The following is a 20285-nucleotide window of genomic DNA, read 5'->3' as shown; positions in this document are numbered from 1 at the left end:
GTACGGGTCACCCGGCGATTACCGATCCGGGCAGCTCCATGCGCTGCACCAGTTTGCCGCCTTCAACCTGGCGTTCAATTCCGGTCCCCAGCTGGCGGGCCGACGTGGCCACAAGCAGCGTTCCAAATCCTTTGCCTTCCGTCACGTCGATCCCGTTCTCGCCTTCTTCGGCCCATTCCATCACGATGGTCCGATCGCGCAACTCCCAACGGATGGAAAGGCTGCCGGGCCGCGCGCCGAGCACGCCATATTTTGCTGCATTGGTCGTCCACTCGTGCAGGATCAGCGCCAGCGGGGACAAGGACGTGCGTGCAACGATGACGTCGGGGCCGTCGATCTCGATATTCGCCTGCCCCGCGTAAGGGGCGGTCGTGGTCTCGATGAGGTTCCGCAGCGAGATCGGCTGCGGCTCACCCGCCGGGGCCGCTAGCGAATGCGCGCTGCCCAGCGCCGAAATCCGCTCACGCAGATCCAGCGAAAGGCTCTGGACGTCGTCATGCGATCGGCTGGCGGCCGCGATCATGCCGCTGACCACCGCGAAGAGGTTCTTCACGCGGTGGTTCATCTCGCGCAGCATCAATCCGCGCGCATCGGCAAGCGCGTATTCTGCAGTGACGTCGATCGCGGCGCCCACAATCCGCAGCGGGTTCGAACCGCCGATAGCGCGCCCGAAGCTCTTGAGATAGCGGTCAGAAACGGCACCATCCTGGGCTGGCTGCGGCACGCGGAACGTGATGGCGAAGTCCTCCGCGCCCGATGCCGCGCGGCGCAAGGCGTCCTCGACCGCAGCGCGGTCCTCATCATGGATGCGTGTAAGCACGTCCGCTACTGTGACGTCGCCCTTGCCCGGCAAGCCCAGTTGAGCACGGTTGGTGCCGTCGGGAAGGAGTTCGCCGGTCTTCTCGCAATATTCCCAGACGCCGATCCCGCCCGCCGTGATCGCGAGGTCGAGCCGTTCGCGCTCGGCGGCAAGGTCGCTTTCCATCAGCAGCGCCACGGTGATGTCGGTCAGCACCAGCGTTGCGCCGTCCACCCCGCCGTGCTGCGTGCGATAGGGCAGCACGCGCAGTGCCAGCGTTCGTCCGCCTTCGCGCGTGTGGACCCGCCGTTGCAGCGATTCTCCGGTTTCGGCGACCTGGCGCGCATCGTCGAGATAGCCCGCATCGTCGAGCCGCGTCGCGACGTCGGCGAGCAGGCGCCCCCGGTCGGTCGGCTGCAGCGGGAAGATGCCCGTCGCCGCCTCGGTGAAGCTGCGGATGCGCAAGTTGCGGTCGAGGACGATAACCGCGAGGTCGGTCGATTCGAAGAAGTTGCGCAAGTCCGAATTGGCGACGGTAAGCTGATCGACCTTGCTCTTGAGTTCGTCGTTGACAGTGGAGAGTTCCTCGTTTGTGGACTGAAGCTCCTCGTTCATCGACATCATTTCTTCGTTGGAGCTTTTCAGCTCCTCGTTCGCCGTCTCCAGTTCCTCCACTGCCGTGCGCAACTTGTGACGGGTAAGGCGCAATTCCTCTTCCAGCGCCTCCATGTGATCGTCGCCGTCCTCGATCTCGGCGGCGTCGTGCTCGTCGAAGGGGCGGAACGGCGCGCGGTCGCGGAATACGAGCAGCAGGGTGCCGTCGGGCAGCGGCTCGCAGACCGCTTCGATCGGCTGCAGCCCGTAGTCGGACTTGACCTCCACCTCGCGGGCGACGGTGCGCTTCTTGCCGTCGCGCGCCTGCCGCACGAGCGGCCCCAGCACGTCGCGAAGGCCCGGCTTCGCAAGCGAAATGGCGTTTGCGCCCCCGGTGCGGGTCACGGGAAAGTCGAAGTAGCGACTGAGCTTGCCGTAAGCGGCCAGGACCGCGCCGTCCTGGTTCAGCACCATCGAGGGCGGCGCATAGAGTTCCGTCAGCCGCTGGATCGCGATCTCGCTCTCGACGGGCCTGCGTCCGCCTTCCGCCCGGCTAGATACCTGGCGCTGGCGCTGGATGTTGCGGTCGCCGGCGGGAAGCTCGATCGGATAGCTGGGATTACCGGCGCCGCGCTCGAAGATGCGGGCGTGGTGATCGACGGGCGGGAACAAGTGATCGAACCGCCCGATGCTCTCCGACGGACCGAGGAACAGGTAGCCGCCGGGCCGGATCGCGTAATGCAGAATTGGCATGACCGATTGCTGGAGGCGATCGTCGAAGTATATCAGCAGGTTGCGGCAGGATACCAGGTCGATGCGAGAGAACGGCGGGTCCTTGACCACGCTGTGGTTGGAAAACCGGATGAGATCGCGGATCTGGTTGACGATCGAGAAGCGTTCGCCGTGCGGGTTCGTCCATCGTTCGCGCAAGGGATTGGGAATGTCTGCCAGCGCGGACGCCGGATAGCTGCCCTCGCGGGCGATCTGCAGCATCTGTTCGTCAATGTCGGTCGCGAAGATCTGCATCGGGTTTGCGAAGCCGTTCTCGCGCGCGGCATCGGCGAACAGCATGGCCAGCGTATAGGCTTCCTCGCCGCTGGAGCAGCCCGGCACCCAGACGCGAATTTCTTCGTCGGTTTCCCGCCCGCGCAGCAGCGGCAGGATCACTTTCGTGCGCAGCGCCTCGAACATATCGGGATCGCGGAAGAAGCGCGTGACGTTGATCAGCAGGTCGCGAAACAGCGCCTCGCATTCGGCCGGATCGCTGCGTACCCGGTCCAGATAGGACCTTGCCGAAGCGATGGACAGCACGTGCATGCGCCGCTCCACACGCCGCACCAGCGTCGAGCGCTTGTAGCCGGAAAAGTCGTGGCCCACGGCCGAACGCAGCGTTCCGCACAAGTCGTCGACGTGATCGGCGACGAGTTCCGCCTGCTGCTCGCGCGGCTCGCCGGTGCGGCGTTCGAAGAACGCGGCGAGGCAGCCGATGATCTCCGCCGGACGCTTGACGTAGTCCACCAGACCGGTGCCCACCGCCGAGACCGGCATGCCGTCATAGCGCGCGGTTTCTGGTTGCTGGACGACGCAGACGCCGCCATGTTCCTTGATGGCGCGCAAGCCCGTGGATCCGTCGGCCCCGGTTCCCGACAGGATGACGCAGGCTGCATTCGCCTGCTGGTCCGCCGCCAGCGAGATGAAGAAATCGTCGATCGGCCGCCGCAGCCCCCGCGGCTGAGCGAACTCGGTCAGCTGCAACCTGCCGTCCTGCAGCGCCAGTCCGCGTCCGGGCGGAATGATATACACGCGATCGGGCAATAAAGTTTCGCCGCCCTCGCATTGCAGGACATCGAGCGGGCAGGCCCGGTCGAGCAGTTGCGCCAGCATGCTCTCGTAGTTGGGATCGAGATGCTGGACGATCACGAATGCCATGTTAGTGGGAACGCGCGCGGCGGACAGCATCTCGCGCAGCGCTTCCAGCCCCCCCGCAGAAGCACCGATACCCAACACCGGCACCGCGACCGGAGACGTATCATCGGATTGCGCTGTCACCTCGTCAGGCTGCATGTCGCTGCTCAAAGGATCGAACTGTCGTCAAGGTGGGCGAGGGTCAGCTTGGCCTGCGCGATGATCGCGGCCGAATTGGCGATCGTGGTCAAGGTGCCCTCGACGATAATGCCGCTTTCGGCTGCAACGGGGCTCAGTCGAGTTAGCGTCTGGTCAAGTTCCCGATCGTAGTTCTGCAGGCGGTCCGGCTGCGCGCGGCTGACATCGAACTGCGATGCAAAGATGTATCGTGTCTCGCCCGCGAGTGAGCGCAGCCGCGACATGTAGAGCAGGTTGACGAACGGAGCCCCGTCCTTGCGGAAGTTGAGGATCGGAGTGCGCACGTTGGGAGACCGATCGTCTTCCAGGAAGGCGCGTAGCTTGACCCGGGCGTCACGCTCGTCTGCATCGCGCTGGAGCACGCGGCAGTTGTGCCCGATCAATTCCGAAGTCGCGTAGCCGGTCAGTTCCACAAACCTGCGGTTCACCAGCGCCAGCGGATGGTCTCCATCAGGAAGCGCGAGCGCAAGCGCTATCGGCGAATTCTCGAAAAACGTCTTGAGTTCGTCGGGTACGATCAGGTTCTGCACTTCAGTATCTCCTGCAAGCGACGCTTGCAATTTTTGCCACATTACCACAGCGATCCGATCAGGTTGCGTTGCCGTATGTGCCTGATTTGTGAGGCAGGGTCACGGGCCTTGTGCCCGTTCTGGCGAAATTCGAGGTGAAAGCGGCCAGGGGTGAATGAACGCTCAACGATCCGGGGGGGGGGGGGAAGGTTCACTGGGCAAATGGCGCCAGAGGGTCGATAGCTCAAGCTGCGCCTGTGGACCCGACAGATTCTCCACGCCAACGGCGGGATCATCGTGGATGGATGAAGCTGTCAGACGAACCCGGTGCCGACTAGCTGGTCACTACCGGTGTGGCCAGTAGGCTATGAATGGCACTCGTCAAAGTCTCGGCGCCGTAAGGCTTGGATAAAACCGCGAATTGCGCCGTTCCTTCGCCAACCATCTGCTCGCTGTAGCCGGTTGCGAGCAAAACCGGTGTTTCGGGAGCTCGGATACGCAGCTGCCGGGCCAGATCGATACCGCTCAGGCCGGGCATCACGACATCACTGAAAACCAGATCAAAATCCTGCTCCTGAGCGATGGCCAATGCTTCGACCCCATTATGCGCTGTCACGACATCAAGCCCGAGATCCACGAGCAACTGCTCAGCAAAGTCCAGAACCTGTTCGTTGTCTTCCACAAGGAGAATTCTCAGACCGCGCGGAAGGGGCGCTTCATTGCTAGCAAGGCTGGCGGTACGCGGTTGTTTGTCGACGGTGGGCAGGATCAGCCGCACCGTGGTGCCTACCCCCACTTTGGAAAGGATTTCCACGGCGCCGCCAGCCTGTGCCGCAAACCCGTGAATCGGGGACAGTCCAAGCCCGGTCCCCTGACCGACGGGTTTGGTCGTATAAAATGGCTCGAACACACGTTCGATCGTTTCGGATGTCATCCCCGATCCCGTGTCGGTAATCTCGATGGCCACAGCGTCATCATTCCCGATTTAATAATCCCGAATGCTGAAGGTCAGAGTACCACCATCCGGCATAGCGTCCCGCGCATTGACTGCCGCGTTCAGGATGGCTGTCTCAAGCTCGGTGGGATCGACTTCCACTCTTGCATTCAAGCCTGACGGCTCGACTACAATCTCCACATTGCTGCTGATGGAGCGCGAAAGGACTTCACCCAGGGCGTCCAGCTGAATGTTGAGGTCCAATACTTCGGGCTGGAGGACACGGCGGCGGCTGAAGGCCAGGAGATGCCCGGTCAGCGTAGCCGCGCGCTTGACGGTGTCGGTCAATCCGTCGAGATACTTGGCGCGTTTCTCCTCGGACAGGTCCGGCTTTCGCAACATTTCGGTCGCCCCGGAGATGACGGTCAGCAGGTTGTTGAAGTCGTGAGCGACACCGCCGGTCAATTGGCCGATCGCCTCCATCTTCTGCGACTGGCGCAGGGTCTCGTGCAGCTTGGTGAGTTCCTCGGTTCGTTCGGCAACCCGGCGCTCCAGCGTCTCATTGGCTTCGCGCACCTGCCGAATGAGCTGCGCATTCTCGATCGCAACAGCAGCCTGCGATGCAAGGCTGGTTACGATTTCCTCGTGAAGCCCTGTAAACCGGCCCGTCTCCGGATGACCGAAGAACAGTCCACCCAGAACCTTTCCGTCATTGGTGCTCACCGGAACCGCCAGATAACTGCGAACAGGCAAGTGCCCTTCAGGCATGCCGGAGCGCGGGGCGTTCTGACCGTAACGCGGATCGGCCATGATGTCGTCTGATCGGACATTGCCGGTGCCGGCGAAGGTTGGCGCGAAGACCTCGGTGTTTCGCGGCATCGGGAAATTCGCGAACGCTTCGAGCGGAGCACCCGATAAGGAGTAGAGCGTATAGCTCTCACCGTCTGCACCGACGACGTTATAGAAGAACGCGCCGAATGCTGCTTCCGATAATTCCACGCCGGCGTCGGTCACCATCTGCACGAGGCGCTCAAGGTCATGTTCGCCTGCCAGCGCCGACCCGACCCGGTTTAACAGCTCCAGGGAGCGACGGGCCTTGCGTTCCTCCGTCACATCTTCAGCAGAAACGGTGATGCCGACAATGCTGCCCTCACGATCGCGCAGCGGCACCCAGTTCTCACGCCAGATGCTTGTCCCATCCGGTCGACCGGGAATCTTGCCGGCTACCTCCAGCCCCCACAGCGCATCACCGGCCAGAACCCTCTCGAAGATCGATAGCGCCTGCTCGTCGAGCTCAGGTACGATCTCACCGATCGTCTTGCCGATATGATCGTCAACGGACCTACCGTTCCACTCCGCCAGACGTTCGTTCACGCGAACGAAACGAAGCGCTCGGTCGAGCACCGCCAATCCCACCGGCGCAGCCATGTAGACGGATGCCAGTTCGTCAGCCTGGCGCCGGGCCAGCGCCTCGCTAACAGTGAGTTCGGCTTCCTCCTCACGCAAGCGTTGTTCAGCCAGCACCTGCTCCGAAGTTTCCGAGATGATGCACAGGACGCCGCCTATACTTCCATCATCGTCCCGGACCGGCGAGTACGATATGTCGAAATAGGCCGTCTCGCCGAAACCGTGCCGTTCGATGTAAAATGGGCGGCTCCTGGCTGAGAATGTCCTGCCGCTTTCGCGTACGCCTCGCAGCAAAGGTTCGAGATCACTCCAGAGTTCGCTCCAGTATTCCTGCGCCGGCCGACCAAGCGCTGAAGGGTGCTTGCTGCCTATGGTCGGCGCATAGGCATCGTTGTAGAGGGCAACGAACTGCGTCCCCCAGAAAAGAACGATCTGCGCTTCGGATGCCGTCAAGAGATCCATGGTTGAGCGTAACCGGGAAGTCCATTCCGAAGGCGGGCCAAGCGGCGACGAATGCCAGTCCAAACCCTCCCAGTTCGCCAGGGAACTCTCATCCGCATTCGCGCTGATCACTCACATTTCCCCTGGATCATCGTCATAAGACAAGCTCAAAGTGACGCGCGTCATCCCCACTGCCTGTCCGAACCGAACAGCAACGCCCCAAACGCAGAAGGGTTGCTTCAGGCGGGCGTGGCCGGCGAGCATTGCTTATATTGGCCTACATGGACGCAAAGCTGCCGTTCTGCACTTGGGGAATGGAAATGCGGGTCTGAACGACTGAAAAGGGTCGTTTTCACCGGCCGCGCAAGACCTTGGATTGGGACATCTACATTGTCCGCACGCAAAGTGCCGAATGGCAGTTCGCATGCAAAGCCGAAGTCCGCGATCGCTTGATCCACCTCGCATGAACACAGACCTTCTACCGGTGTCGCAATGGCACTGGCCGTGGGTCGCTGCAAGGGGATGATCTGGCGTTATCCCCTTGACATACCATCCGAAACTCGGCGACCTTGGCACCAGCGGCGCGATCGTCCCCCGTTCGCCAAATGGGAAGAAACAAGGGACGCATTTGGGGGATTTCTTGGTCAACGAGCCTATCGATGACATCATCGCGTGGTCCAAAACGCAGGCCGCGTGGCGCCAGGACTGCTTGCGCCGTCTTTCCCTATCAGACGATCTGACACAGGACGACATCGACGAACTGCTCGCAATGATCAAGGCGGAGGCTGGCCTCGCGGTAACGGGCACGCCGCCTGAGCCGATTCCGTTTGCGATGGAGCATTTCGGAAGCAACACGCACCCGCCGATCGTCCTGAAGGGCATAGCCAACGTGAAGGGTGTCAACAGACTGGCGGAAAGGGCTTCGCTTACGTTCTGCCCGGCCGCATTGACCATCGTCTACGGGCGTAACGGCAGCGGCAAGAGCGGTTTCGTGCGCATCATGCGTACGGCTTGCAGAACGAGAATCGAAAACCCGGCAACCCTGAAGGTGCTCGCCGATGTCTACGGCAGCGGCGGCGGCGTTCAGGCCGCCGAGATTATCATTGATGCCGGATATGGCGACGAGTCGGTCGCTTGGACCGCTGGGATGCCCGCTGCGCCTCAGTTGATGCAGGTCTCGGTCTTCGATTCCGCCTCCGCACAGCTGTACGTAGATGGCGGCAACCAAATCCGTTTCCTTCCTTTCGGTCTTGCGCTTCCGCACCGGCTAAACGCCACTTGCCTAGTCCTGAAGAGGGCATTGGAAAGTGAGAGGGACGCCGCGGTGGGCAACAAGGTGCAGCTCAGCGCCATTGCCTTCGCACCAGTCCGAGTCACAGCGGCGCAGAAGTTCGCGAACGGCGTCAGTGCGAAGACGACCGATAAGCAGATCGATGAGGCGACGACTTTCCACGAGACCGACACGAAGCGCATCGACGAGATCGCGGCAATCCTGTCCTCGGGATCGACCGCGCGCGCAGACCTCACGACGCTCATTTCCTGGGTCCAAGCGGTGAAGGCCGAGTGCACCACTGCTTCGATCGCCTTGAAAGACGAGGCGCTGGCCGTCCTCGATGCTCTTCGGGAGAAGGCAATTTTCGACCGCGAGGCGGCAAAGCTCGCCGCCGGATCGCTCTTCGACAACGTTCCGCTCGATGGCGTCGGAAGCGAATCCTGGCGGGCCCTATGGGTCGCCGCGAGCAATTTCTCCATCGCAGAGGCCTATCCAGGTCAGGACTTCCCGGTCGTTAGGTCCGACGCCGAGGCCGCCGCATGCGTCCTGTGCCAGCAACCGCTGCTACCGGACGGCGCCGATCGCATGACCCGCTTTCAGCGGTATATGGACGACACACTCGACAGGGCAGCCTCGCTCTCGGAACGCTTGGTGGCTGATGCCAAGGCAAGTCTACCCGCACTGCCGAAGTTGCGGGCGGACGACTTCGCGGACCGCCTCGACCAAGTCAGATTACGCGACCCGAGTCTTGCGGACAGTCTCTTGACATTCCAGTCTGCCGTGAGCGGCCGCCTGGCTAGCGCGGCCGCGCGTCTGGACGGGACAGGGCACGTTCCGGTTCAAGTTCTCACTGCCCCAACCGACGGCATCGAGGCTCTCGCGAACAAGCTAGCCGCAGAACGCGACGAACTCGTCGCTGCGGAGGACGCCGAGGGTCGTGAGAAACTGGCGTCAGAGAAGGCCGAGCTCGAGGACCGCAAGACCCTCAGCGGGAGCAAGGCGAAGCTGACGGCACGGCGAGACCTTATGTCGCTCGATGGCGCATTCGCCAAGGCGATCGGAATGGTCGGGACGACCGGCATCACCAAGCGCGCCAACGAACTGATCGACACCCACCTGACCTCCGCCGTGGTGTCCAAGTTCCAAACGGAACGCGACGGTCTCGACATTGGCCACCTCAATGTCAGCCTCGCGCGGAAAAGCGGGCAGACGAAGGCCGAGTTCCAGACGGATCCGCAGACGAGCCTGACGAAGATCACCTCGCAGATCCTAAGTGAGGGTGAGCAGCGCGCATTGGCGCTTGCGGGCTTCCTGACAGAGGTGGCGCTCACAGACGGCTCCGGGCCGATCATCGTCGACGATCCGGTTTCGTCGCTCGACCGCGACCGCAGCGCCCGAGTGGCGGAGCGGATCGCCCGCGAGTCCACCACGCGGCAGGTCGTGGTCTTCACCCACGACATGGTCTTCTTCAATGAGCTCTGCGGTGCGGCCGACGCCGCCGGCATCGAGCCGGTGACGATCGCGCTTTTCAGCGACAAGAACGCAACGGGCAAGGTCGACCAAGCCGGAATGGTTTGGAAGGGCCTTAACGTTTCGAAGCGCATTAGGCACATCAGGCATAAATTCGCGCCGCTCCCCAAGCTCCACGGGACCAGCCCGTCGTCCTACGAATTTGAAGTGAAGGGGCCTCTACGGCCGCCTACGCGACACCTATGAGCGGATGGTCGAGGAGGTCATTTTCAGCGACATCGTGCGTCGCGGCAGCGATGTCATCTCCACCCAGAAACTGCGCTACGTGACCCTGCCGGACGACCTCGCAATCCGCTTCCACGACGGACTGACGCGGGCCAACACGCATAGCCACGATAATCCGGCCTCGGATTCGGTGGCCGTTCCGACCCCTGACGAGTTCGAGGCTCACCTGAAGGAGCTCGATACACTCATCGCCGACTTCAAGAAAGCGAAGGACGGAGCCGAGGCGGGGCGCCTGCAAATGCGCCCCAAGGCCTAGCAGCAGCGCACCGCATTCCCGGTTAGCGGCTCTCCTTGACCCTCTGCCGAACCCAGAGGGCCTCGTCGGTGCCCAGCCTGAGGCCGAAGGATAAATTGAGGCACTTCTCACACGCGTCGGGAGGGGGCTCAGTCGGATTCAACAAACCAAAACCCGAGCTGCCTTTTGCAGCTTGAGCACGTCAACGTAGAAGGCCGACTCCGGATTGCCGACGTCCTCCTCCAACGCGGCCCCGATGGTACTTGGGGTCGGTCTAGTACCGGACTCAAGGGTCCAGCTGCGCTCGCCAAGTGAAGCAAGCAGCGCGAGTCTGCTAGTTGCCGTGATATCGGGTTTTTAACCCGGGTTGTAATATGCGGCAGAACGGTGATTGAAATAGCCGGGTTTATCGCAGATGCGGGAACTAGGTTTCTACCTCGCAATAATATCTGCTAAGCGTCCGACATGTCTCGGGATCTCTCACCACTGGTGTTGAAAGCGCTGGAGTTCGCCTCGCACGCTCACAACAGCGTTGATCACCGACGCAAGTACACAGGCGAGCCCTACATCAATCACCCCATTGAAGTGATGGAGATTGTCCGAGGCATCCCGCATACTGACGAAATGCTGGCTGCGGCGCTGCTGCACGATACGGTCGAGGATACCCTGACAACCCGAGAGGACATCGCGCGCGAGTTCGGCGAACCTGTCGCTGCGCTAGTGATGGAATTGACCGACCAGTGCCATGAAGGCAACCGCGCTGCACGCAAGGCTGCGGAAGCTGTACGCCTCGGCACCATTTCGCCCGAAGCGCAAACCGTGAAACTCGCCGATTTCATCAGCAACACGAAATCAATCGTTATGGGCAGCCCTGGGTTCGCCAAGGTCTATCTCCGCGAAAAGCTGCAGGTCCTGAGCGTTATGACCGAAGGCAATCCCAATCTGTATCGTCAGGCCATGGCACTGATCGAGGATGCCAAGACGAGCATAGGCTTCCGTCCGTGAAGTGATCTGCTCTGCCTCAATGCTTCGAGCTACCCAACTGGGTAAGCTTCTCACTGAATTCGCTGTCGAACACGGCCGTCTCACTCATTCAGGGCTGAAAGCGGAAAGTCCGCACCTGAGGAGCGCGAATTGGCGGCTGAACGGCGAGAATGGGTCGATACCCCCATCGGAAAGGCTCCATAGGTCGCTGCATTCAAATTGGCGGTAATAGCATGTTTGCCGACGGATAATCTTAAAACCACAAAGCCCTATCGCCCTCGCGACGGGTTTCCGCTCCTGCTGCGTTCAAGAAGCGTCATGCATGAAGCGTGGCATCCACGATCATCCTTGAAAGAGGTGAAGTCATGAACGCAAAGAGCTTCGCGGCGCGTATCGGAGCGGTCCTTCTGACCGCGAGCGTCATCGCCACTCCGGCACTGGCCGGGGTCAACGGTCGGCAGGCCAACCAGCAGCACCGCATCGCGCAGGGCTGGCACTCCGGTCAACTGACCGGGCGGGAGGCGGTGCGCCTCGAACGGCAGCAGCATCGCATCGCCCGCACCGAGCATCGCATGCGCGCCACCAATGGCATGAACCCCCACGAGCGCGCGCGCCTGCATTATCGGCAGGACCGGGCGAGCGCCAATATCTATCGCCAGAAGCACGACGGGTGGCACCGTTGATGCGCCGCCTCTCACTGCTTGCCGTCCCGGCACTCGCTGTCGCGGGCATGGCCTTCGCGCAGAGCCCGGCGGCGACTGACGGGATCGCCAAGGCCGACTTTCAGTCCATGCTGCGCGCACGGATGCTGAAGGCGGACACCGACGGCGATGGACGCATCAGCGCCGCCGAATGGTCCGCCGCCGCCAAGGCGCGCGGCAAGGGCCGGATGGGCGACCGCGTGTTCTCGCGCATGGACGCCAACGACAACGGCTTCATCGAAGCAGCAGAGCTTGACGTCATTGCGGCGAAACGGTTCGACAAGCGGGACGTCGATCATGACGGCAGGCTGTCCGGCGACGAGCGCAAGGCGATGGTCGATGAAATGCGGGAGAAGGCCGGCGCTTGATCGAGAGCGTGGACAGTCACGACCCCGACGCCGATCTCGTCCGGCGCGTGGGCCAGGGCGATGCGGCGGCTGCGCGCAGGCTCGTCGCGATCAAGCTGCCCCGCTTGCTTGCACTCGGTACGCGTATCCTTGGCGATGCCGCTGCGGCGGAGGAAATCGCGCAGGAAAGCCTGCTGCGCGGCTGGCGTCAGGCGCCGCGCTGGCGCTTCGGCACGGCGCGGTTCGATACCTGGTTGCATCAGGTTGCGCTCAACTTGTGCCGCGACCGGCTGCGCAGGTTGCGGCGAGAGGATCTGACGCCGGAACCGCCCGAGCGTATCGATCCCGCGCCGCTGCAGGATCAGGCGTTGTCAGGTCGGCACGAAAGCGAACGCATAGAACGTGCGCTGAAGGCCTTGCCGCCACGCCAGCGCGAGGCGATCGTGCTGCAGTACTTCCAGGAGCTGTCGAATGCCGAAGCCGCCCGCATCATGCAGATCAGCGTGGAAGCCCTCGAAAGCCTGCTGGCACGCGCCCGGCGCGGCCTTCGCGAACTCTTGATGGAAACCGACGATGACGCCTGAACGCTTGTCCCGGATACTCGCTGCCTATGGTGCGAACCCCGACCGCTGGCCCGCCGCCGAGCGCAACGCCGCGCTGCGCCTGGCGGAGAACGATCCTGAGGCGATGCGCCTCATGCGGGAGGAGCAGCGGCTGGATGCCATGCTGTCCCGCCATGCCGTTCCCGCGCCCCATGCGGCGCTGGTCGGCAGCGTGCTGGCGGGATTTGCGCCGCCTTCCCGCCTTTCGGTGCTGCGGAGCTGGTGGACGCGCTTTGCCCTGGCGGGGGCGGCGCTGGCGGGCGTGGCGGTGGGCGTGCTTACGCTCGACGTGATGCACGCGCGTTCGTCCGGGCGACAGGCGATGACCCTTGCCGATGATCAGGAGACGATCTTCACGCCGCTGGATACCGACGAGGCATCGCTGTGAAGGGGCGCGGCTTCCAGATCCTGCTGGTCTGCTCGCTGGTGCTGAACGTGTTCGTCGTGGGCGGGCTGATCGGCGCGGGCGTCATGTGGAAGCAGGCCGAGGTGCAGCGCCCGGTCGCCGGCCTTGGCCGAGGCGGACGACTGCGCGCCGCTGCTCAGGATCTGCCGCAGCCCTACCGCCGCGAACTGCGCCAGACCGTCGTGGAGACCATGCGCGAGCTTCGCCCCCGCATCCGCGAGGCGCGAGCGGCGCGTCAGGAAGCCGCGCGCCTGCTGGCCGAACCGACGCTCGACCGGGCCTCGCTGGACGCCGCGCTGACGCGGGCGCGCAGTGCCGACATGGCGGTGCGCACCGGGCTTGAGAGCAGCGTGGTGCATTTTGCCGGGAAACTGCCGCAGGCCGAGCGCGTCCGGCTGGTCGAGGCGCTGACCCGGCAGCAGCCGCGCACCGCCGTAAAAGATACGCAGCAATGACCGCAGCCATCGCCCTCAACCGCTTCGGCCTCGGTGCGCGGCCCGACCAGTCGGCGCCGGACGATCCGAAGCGCTGGCTACTCGCGCAGTTCGACCGCTACGATCCGCGCGGGCAGGCCTGGGCCGATCTGCCGTCCACTGCGACCATCGTTGCGGATTACCTTGAAGACCGCGACGCCGTGCGCGCGGCGGACAAGGACGCGAAGCAACTTGCCCGGATGGAACTGCGCCGCGACGGGCGCGATCTCTACCGCGTCGCGGTGAATGCGCGGGCGACGAGCGCGCTGGGCACGTCGACGCCGTTCGTCGAGCGGCTCGTCCACTTCTGGTCTAACCATTTCGCCATCTCCGCTGACAAGCAGACAGTCATCCCCTTCGCCGGCGCGTTCGAGGCAGAGGCGATCCGGCCGCATGTGCTGGGCCGTTTCGAGGACATGCTGCTCGCCGTGGAGCGGCATCCGGCGATGCAGCTTTTTCTCGACCAGACGCAGTCGGTCGGCCCGGGCAGTCCGTTCGCGCAGAGGGCTGCCGGGCGCAACTCGGCCAAGGCGCCCGGCCTCAACGAGAACCTTGCACGAGAAATCATGGAACTGCACACGCTGGGCGCTCGCACCGGCTATACGCAGGCGGACGTGACCGAGTTCGCCCGCGCCCTTACCGGCTGGAGCACGGCAGGGCTGGGACGCGGCGGCAAGGGTGGACGAGCAGGCACGCCCGGCGGCTTCGTGTTCCGTCCCATGCTGCACGAGCCGGGGCCACGCACCATCATGGGGCGTACTTACGCGCAATCGGGCGAGGATCAGGCGATGGCGGTGATGCGTGACCTTGCCGCCGCTCCGGCAACCGCGCAGCATGTCGCCACGAAGCTGGCGCGGCATTTCGTCGCCGACGATCCGCTACCCGCGCTGGTGCGCCGTCTGTCTGATGCATTCCAAAAGAGCAACGGCGATCTGCCGACGCTCTACCGCGCGCTCGTCGATGCGCCGGAGAGCTGGTCGCCCCCGCCGGTCAAGTTCAAGACGCCGTGGGAATGGCTGGTGTCCTCCATGCGCGGTCTCGGCATGGGCGACGCGGGCGAGGTGCAGGTCGCCGGTATCATGCAGCAGCTTGGCCAGCCGGTCTGGCGACCGGGATCGCCCGCTGGTTTCGACGATATCGCCGCAAGCTGGGCCGCGCCGGATATCCTGCTGCGCCGGGTCGAGATGGCCCAGCGCCTCGCCACTCGCGCCGCCGACCGCATCGACCCGCGCGAGCTTGCGCCGCGGCTGCTTCCCGGCGCGCTGTCGTCACAGACCGCGCAGGCCATCGCGCGGGCGGAGAGCCTGCCGATCGGTCTTGCGCTGTTGCTGGTCTCGCCGGAATTCCTGAGGAGATGACCATGATCCGCTCCCGCCGTCACGTCCTGCGCGACATGGCCGCAGTCGGCGCCGGGCTGCTTTTCTGCCCGCGCGTTGCCTTTGCTGCCGCACCGGGCGAACGGCGCTTCGTCTTCGTCATCCAGCGCGGCGCAGCCGACGGGCTGCATACTCTGGTGCCGCATGGGGACCCGGACTATGCGCGGCAGCGGGGTGCGCTTGCGGTCGACCCGGCGGGGATGACGAAGCTGGACGGGATGTTCGGCCTTCATCCCGCGCTGGCGGAGACCGGCAGGATGTATGGTGCGGGGCAGGTCATCGGCTTTCATGCGGTCGCCTCGGCCTATCGCGAGCGGTCGCACTTCGACGGGCAGAACGTGCTGGAGACGGGCGGCAGCCGTCCCTATGCGCTCAAGGACGGCTGGATGAACCGGCTGGTCGGCCTGATGCCGGGGCAGACAGCCGAGCCCATCGCCTTTGCGCCCACGGTGCCACTCGCCCTGCGCGGTGCCGCGGCCGTGACTTCCTACGCCGCCTCCGGCCTGCCGCGCGCGACGGATGACCTGATGGCGCGGGTGGACCAACTCTATGCACAGGACGCGGCGCTCCATGTCTTATGGACTGCCGCGACGACCACCCGCGAGCAGGCGGGAGAGGACGCCAAGGGCCAGGATCCCGCTACTGTCGGCAAGCTTGCTGCAGGGTTCCTTGCCCGCCCCGATGGTCCGCGCATTGCCATGATCGAGACCGGCGGATGGGATACGCACAGCGGGCAGGCCGGAAGGCTGGCGGCGCAGCTCAAGCGGCTCGATACGCTCATTGCCGCCCTGCGCGACGGAATGGGTGCCGCCTGGAGCCAGACGGTTGTGCTCGTCGCGACCGAATTTGGGCGGACTGTGGCGGTGAACGGCACGGGCGGGACCGACCACGGCACCGGCTCCGCCGCGCTGCTCGTCGGCGGCGCAGTGAAGGGTGGGCGCGTGATCGCGGACTGGCCGGGGCTTGCCACGCAGGCGCTCTACGAAGGGCGTGATCTGCGGCCTACCGCCGCGCTGGAGGATATCGTCGCCGCCACCGTTTCCGAAACCTTCGGGGTGGACGCGACGTCGCTGTTTTCCGACGACAGGAAGAAGGGCAGGATCGGCGGCCTGATCCGGAGCTCCTAGTGCTGTCGAATCAGCATTGTTGCGAATGGCCTGTGGTAGTCATCCGCGCGTTGGGTGACACCAGAGAGCATCGATCGACCACCTCCCGCCGCCGCGCGCGAGCAGCGGAAGCAGGATCGCGGCCCAACTGAGATGCGTCGGCCAGGCATCCGGATAGACGAACAGCTGGATGACGGCCGTCATGCCGAGCAGGGCCAGCGCCGCGAACCGCGTACCCAGGCCCAGCACCAGCAGCAGCGGGAACAGGTGTTCCGACCAGGCCGCCAGCACTGCAGCGATATCGGGCGGGACCAGCGGCAGCGCGTATTCGCTGCGAAACAGTTCGTAGGTGCCGTCCGTGATGGTCAGGATCCCATCCACTTTGGTGCGGCCGGACAGGAAGAAGACCGCCGCGATCCCGAGACGCGCCACAAGCAGCAGAAGCGCGTCGGGAAGCAGCGTGGAAATCCGCTCGGCGACGCGGTGGCGGATATTCGGCCTGAGGTTCATCGGGGTGTCTCCATCGGGGAGGGAACAGGCCGGAACGGGGACGTTCCGGCCGATGTCCATCATGACTTTGGCGAGAGTGCGCCGTTGCCCCTGGGCGTCTTGATCGAGGTGCAGGTGCCGGCCTTCACCAGTTTCCACGCATTGCCCTGGTAATCGACCTTCGATGTCCCCGCGCAGCTGGTGCCGGGGCCTGCGGCACAGTCGTTCTTCCCGGCGAGCGAGACGCCGTAGCACTTCTCCATCTTCGGCCTGGTCTGCGCGTCGGCGGTTGCGGAGAAGGCCACCGAAGCGATGGCGATGCTCGCCGCCAGGGCGGCATGGGTGGAGCGCATGGTCATGTCCTTTTCGAATGGGCGCCTCTGCGCGCGGCCCGGCGGCGAAGGCCGGACCGCGCGGTGCCCGGGGAGGAGGCGGGGGAAACCCGGGTCACGAACAGCCATTCGCGGCTGGACCGATCCGGGTTACACCGGCGCCCCTGAAAAGTTTTCCCGCATCGCCTGTAACCGTCCGGCCCGCCGCGACGAACCCGGGTGTGAGGAGTGTGAATGCAGGCGAACGAGGACGTCCTACGCAGCTTGATGATCGATGGGCTCGACGGCGATGCCGCGGCCCATGCGGCATTGCTGCGCCTGCTCGTCCCCGTGCTGCGGGGATTCTATCGACGCCGGCTTCGCGGCGCCGACGACGATGTCGAGGATTTGGTGCAGGAAACGCTCATAGCCGTTCATACCCGTCGGGCCAGTTACGATCGTGACCGGGCCTTCACCGCCTGGATGTATGCGGTCGCCCGCTACAAGATGGTCGACCATTTCCGGCGTGCGGGGCGTTTCACCGCGATCGACGGGCTGAAGGAGACGCTGGTCGCTCAGGATTTCGAGGCCGAGGCGATCGCGCGGCTGGATATCGATGAGCTGCTTACCGATCTGCCGCCCAAGCAGGCACGGATGATCCGGGCCACCAGGATCGAGGGCCTGAGCGTCGCCGAAGCGGCGGAAGCGGGCCAGCTCAGCGAGTCCGACGTCAAGGTTTCCGTCCATCGCGGATTGAAGGCGTTGATCGCCCGCGTACAGGGAGGATCGCGATGAACACCGACGATCTCATCCGGGAACTCGCGCGGGAGGTTGGACCGGTTTCGCGCAACGCGATGCGGCATCGTATCGTCATCGGCGCGGTTGCGGGCGGCATCGTCTCGGCCGTGCTGATCGTGCTGTCGCTTGGCCCGCGTGCCGATCTTGCCGTCGCGATGGGCGGGTTCAGCTTCTGGATGAAGTGGAGCTTTACTCTGTCGCTGGCGGTCGCGGGCATGGCCATGGCGATGCAGCTGGCGCGTCCCGACGGTGGCCGGCTGCGGGGTCTCTGGCTGGGGACGGTGCCGGTGGCGCTGCTGGTCGGCGTCGGTCTGGTGGAACTGACGCAGACACCGTCCGCGGACTGGCTGGCGATGTGGCTCGGCCATAGCTGGCAGGTCTGCTCCCTGATCGTGTTCACCCTGTCGATCCCGATCTTTGCGGGCCTGCTGTGGGCGTTCCGCAGGCTCGCCCCGACCCGGCTGCGCGCGGCAGGCGCCGCTGCCGGCCTGCTTTCCGGGGCGTTCTCCGCCACGATCTACTGCATCCACTGTCCGGAGGTGTCGGCGATCTTCGTGCTGACCTGGTACTCGCTGGGAATACTGCTCGCCACGCTGCTGGGCGCCCTCCTCGGGCCGCGCCTGCTGCGCTGGTGATGGCGACGGATTTCTCCGGCGGACTGTAACCTTCCCGGCCGCTCCCGCGAATGACCGATGCCAGAACGGCACAACCATTCGGAGAGCTTACCATGATGACCATCGACACCCGTCTCGGCGTTGCCGCCTCCGCTGCTATCATCGCGATCGCCACCGCCTCGGTTCCGGCCATGGCGGCGGCGGAAGGCGGTGAGACCGTCCACTGCTACGGCATCAACAGCTGCAAGGGCACGTCGGACTGCAAGACCGCGAAGAACGAATGCAAGGGCCAGAACGAGTGCAAGGGCCACGGCTTCAAGGCGATGACGGTCAAGGCATGCAAGGCCGCAGGCGGCAGCCTGACCGAGCCGAAGTAAGCAGCCCGGCCCGGCGTCTCGGGCGCCGGGCCGCCCCTCCAGCACAGGGAGATGCTGATGGTCCCGTCCTTCGCCGGTTTCGGTCTCGGCCTGCGCAAGCCGCATTACGCCGACTTCCTCGAGAGCAGGATCGAGGTCGACTTTCTCGAGGTGATCTCGGAGAACTTCATGGTCGATGGCGGTCGGCCTCGCCGGATCCTTCGGGACATCCGCGAGCGCTACCCCGTCGCACTGCACGGCGTCTCCATGTCGATCGGCTCGGCCGACGGACTAGATGTCGCCTATCTCGCGCGATTGCGCATGCTGGTGGATGAGATCGAGCCGCTGTTCGTCTCCGACCATCTCAGCTGGTCGCGCATCGACGGCTTCAATTCGCACGACCTGCTGCCGCTGCCTTACACGAAGGAAGCGCTGGACATCGTATGCGCCAATGTGGACCGGGCGCAGGAGGTGCTCGGACGCGCCATGCTGGTCGAGAACCCGTCCAGCTACATCCAGTTCGAGCCTGCCGACATGACCGAATGGCAGTTCCTCGATGCCGTTTGCCGGCGAACCGGGTGCGGGCTGCTGCTGGACATCAACAATGTCTTCGTCAGCGCCGCCAACCATCGCTTCGATCCGCGCTCCTACCTTGACGGCATCCCGCACGAGCATGTCAGGCAGGTCCATCTGGCGGGGCACAGTCAGGGTGCGGCCCTGCTGGTCGATACCCATGACCGGCCGGTGCCGGCATCGGTGTGGGAGCTTTACGCCCTTGTCCTTCCCCGGCTCGGTCCGGTTGCGACGATGATCGAGCGTGACGACGACATCCCGCCATTGGCCGACCTGCTGCGGGAATTGGAGACGGCGCGCGCCATCGCCTCCGAGAGGCTGGAGCACGCGGCATGAACCTGCTCTCGCTCCAGCGCGATATGCAAAGCTGGCTGGTGCTCGAGGATGCGGAAGCGGCAGGGCGGATGGGGGCTGCCGCTGCGCCCGGTCTCGCCGTCTATCAGAACACCTATCGCTCGCAACTCGTCGCTTGTCTCGAAAGCAGCTTCGCACGAACGCGCGCCTGGATCGGGGACACCGCCTTTCTCCGCGCCGCCGCGCTTCATATCGATGGCGTGCCGCCGTCCAGCTGGACGCTCGATGCCTATTCGCAAGGATTTCCGGCGACGCTCGACCGGCTGCACGCCGAGGATCCCGAAGTCGCCGAGATCGCGTGGATCGAGCTGGCGCTGGAGGAAGCCTTCGTCGCCGCCGACCATGAAGTGCTCGGCATAGATGGCCTGCACGACATCGACTGGGAGAATGCCGTCCTCCACTTCGCGCCGGCCCTGCGCATCGTCCACCTCTCCACCAATGCCTTTGCGATCTGGTCGGCACTGGGGGCCGATCGCGTACCGCCACCGGTCTCGCGGTTGGACGAAGCCGCTGGTGCGCTGGTCTGGCGGCAGGGCGATCGATCGATCGCCCGGCTCGTCGAGGGAGGGGAACGCCGGGCGCTCATCGAGGCACCCGCCGGGGTGTCTTTCGGCCAGCTCTGCGTGCATGCCGCCGAGTGCTTCGGCGAAGAGCGCGGCGCGATGCTCTCGGGGCAATGGCTGGGCCGATGGATCGCGGACGGGCTTATCCATTCGATCGGGAGCGGCCGATGATAGTAGCTCGG

Annotated in this window: 21 protein-coding genes; 15 read left to right on the top strand and 6 right to left on the bottom strand. The window is 64.4% G+C overall.

All coding sequences use genetic code 11. From position 1 onward, the window contains the following. Positions 1-7 precede the first annotated feature (7 nt). The 4 genes from ACFFDA_RS08740 to ACFFDA_RS08725 form a co-directional block, all read right to left on the bottom strand. A complete protein-coding gene (locus ACFFDA_RS08740) occupies positions 8-3457 on the bottom strand; it encodes a chemotaxis protein CheB (protein WP_404478728.1) in 3450 nt (1149 codons plus the stop codon). An 8-nt stretch (positions 3458-3465) separates the two neighbouring features. Then, complete coding sequence (locus ACFFDA_RS08735) at positions 3466-4068, bottom strand: PAS domain-containing protein (RefSeq protein WP_404478727.1); 603 nt, start codon at positions 4066-4068, stop codon at positions 3466-3468. A 271-nt stretch (positions 4069-4339) separates the two neighbouring features. Continuing rightward, the gene (locus ACFFDA_RS08730) at positions 4340-4972 is read right to left on the bottom strand and encodes a response regulator (protein WP_404478726.1); all 633 of its coding nucleotides are present in this window, start codon (positions 4970-4972) and stop codon (positions 4340-4342) included. Positions 4973-4990: 18 nt separating this feature from the next. Further along, a complete protein-coding gene (locus tag ACFFDA_RS08725; protein ID WP_404478725.1) occupies positions 4991-6919 on the bottom strand; it encodes a PAS domain-containing protein in 1929 nt (642 codons plus the stop codon). A gap of 409 nt (positions 6920-7328) precedes the next feature. Here ACFFDA_RS08725 and ACFFDA_RS08720 point away from each other — a divergent pair, with 409 nt between their 5' ends. From ACFFDA_RS08720 to ACFFDA_RS08675, 10 genes are all read left to right on the top strand, one after another. Beyond that, entirely contained in the window at positions 7329-9776 is a 2448-nt protein-coding gene (locus ACFFDA_RS08720; RefSeq protein WP_404478724.1) for an AAA family ATPase, read from the top strand. 4 nt (positions 9777-9780) lie between these two features. Continuing rightward, entirely contained in the window at positions 9781-10071 is a 291-nt protein-coding gene (locus tag ACFFDA_RS08715; RefSeq protein ID WP_404478723.1) for a hypothetical protein, read from the top strand. A gap of 444 nt (positions 10072-10515) precedes the next feature. After that, positions 10516-11055, top strand: coding sequence for an HD domain-containing protein (locus ACFFDA_RS08710; RefSeq protein WP_404478722.1), 540 nt, complete (start codon positions 10516-10518; stop codon positions 11053-11055). Between the two features lie 344 nt (positions 11056-11399). After that, positions 11400-11717, top strand: a complete 318-nt coding sequence (locus ACFFDA_RS08705; RefSeq protein ID WP_404478720.1) for a hypothetical protein — start codon at positions 11400-11402, stop codon at positions 11715-11717. 47 nt (positions 11718-11764) lie between these two features. Beyond that, positions 11765-12103 carry a signal transduction protein gene (locus ACFFDA_RS08700; protein WP_404478719.1) on the top strand — a complete coding sequence of 113 codons (339 nt, stop codon included), beginning with the start codon at positions 11765-11767 and terminating at the stop codon, positions 12101-12103. Continuing rightward, positions 12100-12666 carry an RNA polymerase sigma factor gene (locus tag ACFFDA_RS08695; protein WP_404478718.1) on the top strand — a complete coding sequence of 189 codons (567 nt, stop codon included), beginning with the start codon at positions 12100-12102 and terminating at the stop codon, positions 12664-12666. Before ACFFDA_RS08700 ends, ACFFDA_RS08695 begins: the two co-directional genes overlap by 4 nt. After that, positions 12656-13072 carry a hypothetical protein gene (locus ACFFDA_RS08690; RefSeq protein ID WP_404478717.1) on the top strand — a complete coding sequence of 139 codons (417 nt, stop codon included), beginning with the start codon at positions 12656-12658 and terminating at the stop codon, positions 13070-13072. Before ACFFDA_RS08695 ends, ACFFDA_RS08690 begins: the two co-directional genes overlap by 11 nt. Further along, positions 13069-13545, top strand: a complete 477-nt coding sequence (locus ACFFDA_RS08685) for a periplasmic heavy metal sensor (RefSeq protein ID WP_404478716.1) — start codon at positions 13069-13071, stop codon at positions 13543-13545. The genes ACFFDA_RS08690 and ACFFDA_RS08685 overlap by 4 nt, the downstream gene beginning before the upstream one ends. Further along, positions 13542-14921: a DUF1800 family protein gene (locus tag ACFFDA_RS08680; RefSeq protein WP_404478715.1), complete on the top strand. Its 1380-nt coding sequence runs from the start codon at positions 13542-13544 to the stop codon at positions 14919-14921. Before ACFFDA_RS08685 ends, ACFFDA_RS08680 begins: the two co-directional genes overlap by 4 nt. Further along, positions 14918-16066, top strand: a complete 1149-nt coding sequence (locus ACFFDA_RS08675) for a DUF1501 domain-containing protein (protein ID WP_404478714.1) — start codon at positions 14918-14920, stop codon at positions 16064-16066. Before ACFFDA_RS08680 ends, ACFFDA_RS08675 begins: the two co-directional genes overlap by 4 nt. Before the next feature lie 39 nt (positions 16067-16105). Here ACFFDA_RS08675 and ACFFDA_RS08670 read toward each other — a convergent pair whose 3' ends face one another. Continuing rightward, a complete protein-coding gene (locus ACFFDA_RS08670) occupies positions 16106-16555 on the bottom strand; it encodes a DoxX family protein (protein WP_404478713.1) in 450 nt (149 codons plus the stop codon). A gap of 59 nt (positions 16556-16614) precedes the next feature. Further along, complete coding sequence (locus ACFFDA_RS08665; protein ID WP_404478768.1) at positions 16615-16887, bottom strand: DUF2282 domain-containing protein; 273 nt, start codon at positions 16885-16887, stop codon at positions 16615-16617. Positions 16888-17100: 213 nt separating this feature from the next. Between ACFFDA_RS08665 and ACFFDA_RS08660 the strand changes: the two genes are divergently transcribed. From ACFFDA_RS08660 to ACFFDA_RS08640, 5 genes are all read left to right on the top strand, one after another. Next, positions 17101-17640 (top strand): sigma-70 family RNA polymerase sigma factor, encoded by a 540-nt coding sequence (locus tag ACFFDA_RS08660; RefSeq protein WP_404478712.1) that lies wholly within the window; start codon positions 17101-17103, stop codon positions 17638-17640. Further along, positions 17637-18278 carry a DUF1109 domain-containing protein gene (locus tag ACFFDA_RS08655; RefSeq protein WP_404478711.1) on the top strand — a complete coding sequence of 214 codons (642 nt, stop codon included), beginning with the start codon at positions 17637-17639 and terminating at the stop codon, positions 18276-18278. The genes ACFFDA_RS08660 and ACFFDA_RS08655 overlap by 4 nt, the downstream gene beginning before the upstream one ends. 92 nt (positions 18279-18370) lie before the next feature. Then, entirely contained in the window at positions 18371-18634 is a 264-nt protein-coding gene (locus ACFFDA_RS08650; protein ID WP_404478710.1) for a hypothetical protein, read from the top strand. Between the two features lie 57 nt (positions 18635-18691). Further along, positions 18692-19522, top strand: coding sequence for a DUF692 domain-containing protein (locus tag ACFFDA_RS08645; RefSeq protein WP_404478709.1), 831 nt, complete (start codon positions 18692-18694; stop codon positions 19520-19522). Then, the gene (locus ACFFDA_RS08640) at positions 19519-20274 is read left to right on the top strand and encodes a DNA-binding domain-containing protein (RefSeq protein WP_404478708.1); all 756 of its coding nucleotides are present in this window, start codon (positions 19519-19521) and stop codon (positions 20272-20274) included. The genes ACFFDA_RS08645 and ACFFDA_RS08640 overlap by 4 nt, the downstream gene beginning before the upstream one ends. Positions 20275-20285: the final 11 nt, after the last annotated feature.

Origin of the sequence: Novosphingobium sp. BL-52-GroH, from assembly GCF_044813085.1 — a bacterium.
Classification (GTDB): Bacteria; Pseudomonadota; Alphaproteobacteria; order Sphingomonadales; family Sphingomonadaceae; genus Novosphingobium.
The sequence above is the reverse complement of the archived record's forward strand: the minus strand, read 5'-3'. Positions and strand labels throughout refer to the sequence as shown.